The sequence below is a fragment of the Arthrobacter sp. Y3223166 genome, from assembly GCF_059090935.1.
Genome location: NZ_JBNHGE010000071.1, coordinates 1 through 4820 on the forward strand (window position 1 = coordinate 1; position 4820 = coordinate 4820).

Here is a 4820-nt window from a genome sequence, read left to right on the forward strand (position 1 = left end):
CTCGTCGTGCTGGACCGGGCCGGGCAGGCGGCGGAGGTCGACGGACTCCGCCGGCCGCTGCGCCACGCGTTCGGCGCAGACGGCACGATCTGGCTGGGCGACGCCGGCTGGTCGGCCCGGGTTACCGTCCGCGGCCGGGAGCGCCGGCTCGCCGATGCCCTCGCGGGGGTCCGCCAAGCCGAGGGGGAGGCATCACCCGAGGTGCGCTCGCCGATGCCCGGGACGGTGACATCCGTGGCGGTGGCCAACGGCGACCGGGTGGTGGCCGGCCAGCCGCTGTTGACGGTGGAAGCGATGAAGATGGAACACCAGCTGAGCGCCGCGATCGCCGGCGAGGCCAGCATCAACCTCAAACCCGGCGACCTGGTCAAGGCCGGCCAGATCGTCGCCGTCGTGCGGGCAGCGGATCCTGTCCCCGAAGAACCTGAACAGAAAGGGGCATGACCATGCCTGACTTTTCACTGAGCGAGGACTACCAGGACCTGGTGGAGACCGTGCGGGAATTTGCCCGCGAGGTGGTGGCCCCGGTGTCCGCCAAGCACGACGAGGAGCACAGCTTCCCGTACAAAGTGGTGGCACAGATGGGCGAGATGGGACTGTTCGGCCTCCCGTTCCCCGAGGAGTACGGCGGCATGGGCGGCGATTACTTCGCGCTCGCCCTGGCGCTGGAAGAACTCGGTGCGGTGGACCAATCGGTGGCGATCACCCTGGAGGCCGGGGTCTCCTTGGGGGCCATGCCCATCTACCGCTTCGGCAGCGAGGACCAGAAACAACAGTGGCTGCCCATGCTGGCCAGCGGCGAGGCGCTCGCCGGCTTCGGCCTGACCGAACCCGAAGCGGGCTCCGACGCGGGCGGCACGAAGACCCGGGCCGAGCTCGTGGACGGGCAGTGGGTGGTCAACGGGCACAAGGAATTCATCACGAATTCCGGCACCGACATCTCCCGGCTGGTCACCGTCACGGCGGTCACCGGCACCTCGGAGCGCGACGACGGCTCGCTGAAGAAGGAGATTTCCACCATCCTGGTTCCCACCGACACCCCGGGCTTCACCGCCGAGAAGGCGTACAACAAGGTGGGCTGGAACGCCTCCGACACGCATCCGCTCACCCTGGACAACGTCCGGGTCCCGGAGGAGAACCTGCTGGGCCGCCGCGGCCGGGGGTATGCGAACTTCCTGCAAATCCTGGACGAGGGCCGGATCGCCATCGCCGCGCTGGCCACGGGCGCGGCGCAGGGCTGCGTGGACGAGGCGGTGCGCTACGCCAAGGAGCGCCAGGCCTTCGGCACCAGCATCGGCTCCTTCCAGGCCATCCAGTTCAAGATCGCCCGGATGCAGGCCCGCGCGCACACGGCGCGGCTGGCGTATTACGACGCCGCGGCCCGGATGCTCGCCGGCCAACACTTCAAAACCCAGTCCGCGATTGCCAAGATGGTGGCAGGCGAAGCCGCCATGGACAACGCCCGCGATGCCACGCAGATTTTCGGCGGCTTCGGCTTCATCAACGAATTCCGGGTGGCGCGCCACTACCGTGACTCGAAGATCCTGGAGGTCGGGGAAGGGACCACCGAAGTGCAGCTGATGCTCATCGCCCGCGAACTGGGGCTTTGACGGGCCGCAGGCAGAGGAGGACGCAGTGATCGACAAGGTAGTAGCTTCCGCCGCGGAGGCCGTGGCGGACATTCCCGACGGCGCCTCGCTGGCCGTGGGCGGCTTCGGCCTGTGCGGCATTCCGGTGGCGCTGATCCAGGCCCTGCACGACGCCGGCACCACCGACCTGGAAACCATCAGCAACAACTGCGGCGTGGACGACTGGGGGCTGGGCGTGCTGCTGGCCGACGGGCGGATCCGGCGCACCATCAGCTCCTACGTGGGCGAGAACAAGGAGTTCGCCCGGCAGTTCCTGGCCGGCGAGCTGGAAGTGGAGCTGACCCCCCAGGGGACGCTGGCGGAAAAGCTGCGCGCCGGCGGGGCCGGGATACCCGCGTTCTATACGGCCGCCGGGGTCGGCACCCAGGTCAGCGAGGGCGGGCTGCCGCGCAAATACGACGCCGACGGCGGGGTCGCCAAGGCGTCCGAACCGAAGGAAGTCCGCAGCTTCGGCGGGGCCGACTACGTGCTGGAGGAATCCCTGCGGCCCGACTTCGGCCTGGTGCACGCCTGGAAGGGCGACCGCCTGGGCAACCTGGTGTTCCACGTGACCGCCATGAATTTCAATCCGCTGTGCGCCATGGCCGGCAGGATCACGATCGCCGAGGTCGAGGAACTCGTGGAACCGGGCGAACTGGACCCCCAGCAGATCCACACCCCCGGCATCTTCGTCCAGCGGGTGGTGGTGGCGCCGGAGGTGGAAAAGCGGATCGAAAAACGCACGGTGCGGTTGGCCGGCCACGACACCGGCGCGACCGGGAAGTAAGGAGCACGCCATGGCGCTGACGCGCAACGAACTGGCCGCCCGGGTGGCCAAGGAACTGGAAAACGGGCAGTACGTGAACCTGGGCATCGGCATGCCCACCCTCATCCCCAACTACATCCCCGACGGCGTGGAAGTCATCCTGCATTCGGAGAACGGGATCCTCGGCGTCGGCCCCTATCCGACCGAGGACAACATCGACCCGGACCTGATCAACGCGGGCAAGGAGACCGTCACGCTCAACCGGGGAGCGGCGATCTTCGACTCTTCCGCTTCCTTCGGCATGGTCCGCGGCGGGCACGTCGACGTCGCCGTTCTCGGCGCCATGCAGGTGTCCCGGACCGGGGACCTGGCCAACTGGATGATCCCCGGCAAGATGGTCAAGGGCATGGGCGGTGCCATGGACCTGGTCTTCGGCGCCAAACGGCTGATCGTCATGATGGAACACGTGGACAGGGACGGGAATCCCAAGATTTTGACCGAATGCACGCTGCCGCTGACCGGCAGGGGCTGCGTGGACACCATCATCACCGACCTGGCGGTCATCGACGTCGGGGAGCAGGGACTGGTGCTGCGCGAGACGGCCCCCGGCGTCGACATGCGGGACGTCGTGGCGGCCACCGGAGCCGAGCTCCGGGTCGACCAGTACCAGGCGGGTGCCCGGTGAACACCGACGCCGGGGCAGCGGCGACGCCGTCGGAAGCGGCCGGGGCGCAGAAAGTGATCATCCAGCGCGGGCTCTACTTCGAGGAGATCGAGGCAGACGTCATCTACGCGCACCGGCCGGGCCGGACGGTCACCGAGGCGGATAATGTTTTCTTCACCACCGCCACCATGAACAACCAGGCGCTGCACCTGGACGCGGCGTGGGCGGCGGAGCAGCCGTTCGGCCAGCGGCTGATGAATTCCATGTTCACCCTCGCCACCGTGGTGGGCCAGTCGGTCGGCCAGCTCACCCAGTCCACGATCGTGGCTCAGCTGGGCATGACCGACGTGACGTTCCCGCACCCGCTCTACCACGGGGACACCCTGTACACGGAGACGGTGGTCACCGACAAGCGGCTGTCCCGGTCCCGGCCGGGGACCGGGGTGGTGACCATGCACCATACCGGCCGGAACCAGCACGGGGATGTGGTCGCCACGGTGACGCGCAGCTGCCTGATGTGGACCAAGGATGGCCACGCGGACGCCATCGCGGGCTCGGAAACGGCCGACGCCGAACTGTGGGACGGCCGGCCCGGGGACGGAAGCCGATGACCGGCTTCGGCATGGGACCGGCCATCCTGTTTTGTCCGGCGGACCGCCCGGACCGGTACGGCAAGGCGGCCGCACGCGCCGACGCGGTGATCCTGGACCTGGAGGACGCCGTTGCTCCGGCCGACCGTGCGGCGGCCCGGGCAGCCATCATCGACAACCCGCTGGACCCCGACCGGACGATCGTCCGGGTCAACGCGGCCGGCACCGCCGACCACGCACCGGACCTGGAGGCCGTCCGCCGGTCCGGCTACCGCACCATCATGCTGGCAAAGGCGGAGGACGCGGCGGCCGCCGGCGGGCTGGGGGAGTACTCGGTGGTGGCCCTGTGCGAGACGGCCCTCGGCGTGCTGCGCGCCGCGGAACTGGCACGCTGCGCGAACGTCACCGCGCTGATGTGGGGAGCCGAGGACCTGGTCGCCTCACTGGGCGGCAGCTCCAGCCGGTTCGCGTCCGGAACCTATCGGGACGTGGCCCGGCAGGCGCGTTCGCAGGTCCTGCTCGCCGCCGGCGCCTACGGCAAGGCCACCATCGACTCGGTCTACCTCGACATAGCGGACCTCGGCGGGCTCGCCGCCGAGGCTGAGGACGCCGTCGCCTCGGGGTTCGCGGCCAAGGCCATCATCCACCCCAGCCAGGCCGACGTGGTGCGGGCCGCTTATCGCCCGGGCGAGGAGGAAACCGACCATGCGGCCGCGCTGCTGGCCGCCGCCGCCACCGAATCCGGGGCCTTCCGGTTCCGCGGCCAAATGGTCGACGGGCCGGTCCTCAAGCACGCCGAGCAGATCCTGCGGCGGGCCCGGCAAACCCCGTCCTAACGTCTGGTCGGGACGCAGGCCCCGTCCTGACTCGTGAGCGGGGCCGGAACACGGTCCTAGCGGCCTATCGGGACGTAAAACTTCTCCGGCCGGCCGGCTGCCCCGTAGCGCGGGGTGATCCGTGCCTCGCCGCGCGACACCAGGTACTCCAGGTAGCGCCGCGCGCTGACCCGGGCCAGGCCCAGCCGCCCGGCGACCTCGGACGCAGAGGAGGCAGCGCCGGCCGCATGCAGGTCGGCGATCACCGCCTCCAAGGTGGGCAGGGACAGGCCCTTGGGCAGCGGGACCGCGGCCCCGGAGCCGGACAGCGCGACGGCGGAAAGCGCGGCGAGGCCG

6 protein-coding genes and 1 pseudogene are annotated in these 4820 nt (G+C 69.8%); 6 read left to right on the plus strand and 1 reads right to left on the minus strand.

Annotated features, from left to right (window positions below; all coding sequences use genetic code 11):
* From AC5RUH_RS16350 to AC5RUH_RS16375, 6 genes are all read left to right on the plus strand, one after another.
* Nucleotides 1–444: acyl-CoA carboxylase biotin carboxyl carrier protein subunit (locus AC5RUH_RS16350; protein WP_494129119.1), on the plus strand; the 444-nt coding region annotated here is incomplete at its 5' end.
* 2 nt (nt 445–446) lie between these two features.
* Nucleotides 447–1610, plus strand: a complete 1164-nt coding sequence (locus AC5RUH_RS16355; RefSeq protein ID WP_494002449.1) for an acyl-CoA dehydrogenase family protein — start codon at nt 447–449, stop codon at nt 1608–1610.
* Nucleotides 1611–1635: 25 nt separating this feature from the next.
* Nucleotides 1636–2415: a CoA transferase subunit A gene (locus AC5RUH_RS16360; protein WP_494102189.1), complete on the plus strand. Its 780-nt coding sequence runs from the start codon at nt 1636–1638 to the stop codon at nt 2413–2415.
* Nucleotides 2416–2425: 10 nt separating this feature from the next.
* Complete coding sequence (locus tag AC5RUH_RS16365; protein ID WP_494102190.1) at nt 2426–3079, plus strand: CoA transferase subunit B; 654 nt, start codon at nt 2426–2428, stop codon at nt 3077–3079.
* Nucleotides 3076–3669 carry a MaoC family dehydratase gene (locus AC5RUH_RS16370; RefSeq protein WP_494002446.1) on the plus strand — a complete coding sequence of 198 codons (594 nt, stop codon included), beginning with the start codon at nt 3076–3078 and terminating at the stop codon, nt 3667–3669. Before AC5RUH_RS16365 ends, AC5RUH_RS16370 begins: the two co-directional genes overlap by 4 nt.
* Nucleotides 3666–4484: an HpcH/HpaI aldolase/citrate lyase family protein gene (locus AC5RUH_RS16375; protein WP_494129120.1), complete on the plus strand. Its 819-nt coding sequence runs from the start codon at nt 3666–3668 to the stop codon at nt 4482–4484. The genes AC5RUH_RS16370 and AC5RUH_RS16375 overlap by 4 nt, the downstream gene beginning before the upstream one ends.
* 56 nt (nt 4485–4540) lie before the next feature.
* Here AC5RUH_RS16375 and AC5RUH_RS16380 read toward each other — a convergent pair.
* Nucleotides 4541–4820: pseudogene (locus tag AC5RUH_RS16380) on the minus strand (two-component system response regulator); the annotation flags it as partial.

Bases quoted from the DNA above. Each gene is read 5' to 3' on its own strand.
- AC5RUH_RS16355 (WP_494002449.1), top strand. From the start codon at position 447: ATGCCTGACTTTTCACTGAGCGAGGACTACCAGGACCTGGTGGAGACC.
- AC5RUH_RS16365 (WP_494102190.1), top strand. From the start codon at position 2,426: ATGGCGCTGACGCGCAACGAACTGGCCGCCCGGGTGGCCAAGGAACTG.
- AC5RUH_RS16375 (WP_494129120.1), top strand. From the start codon at position 3,666: ATGACCGGCTTCGGCATGGGACCGGCCATCCTGTTTTGTCCGGCGGAC.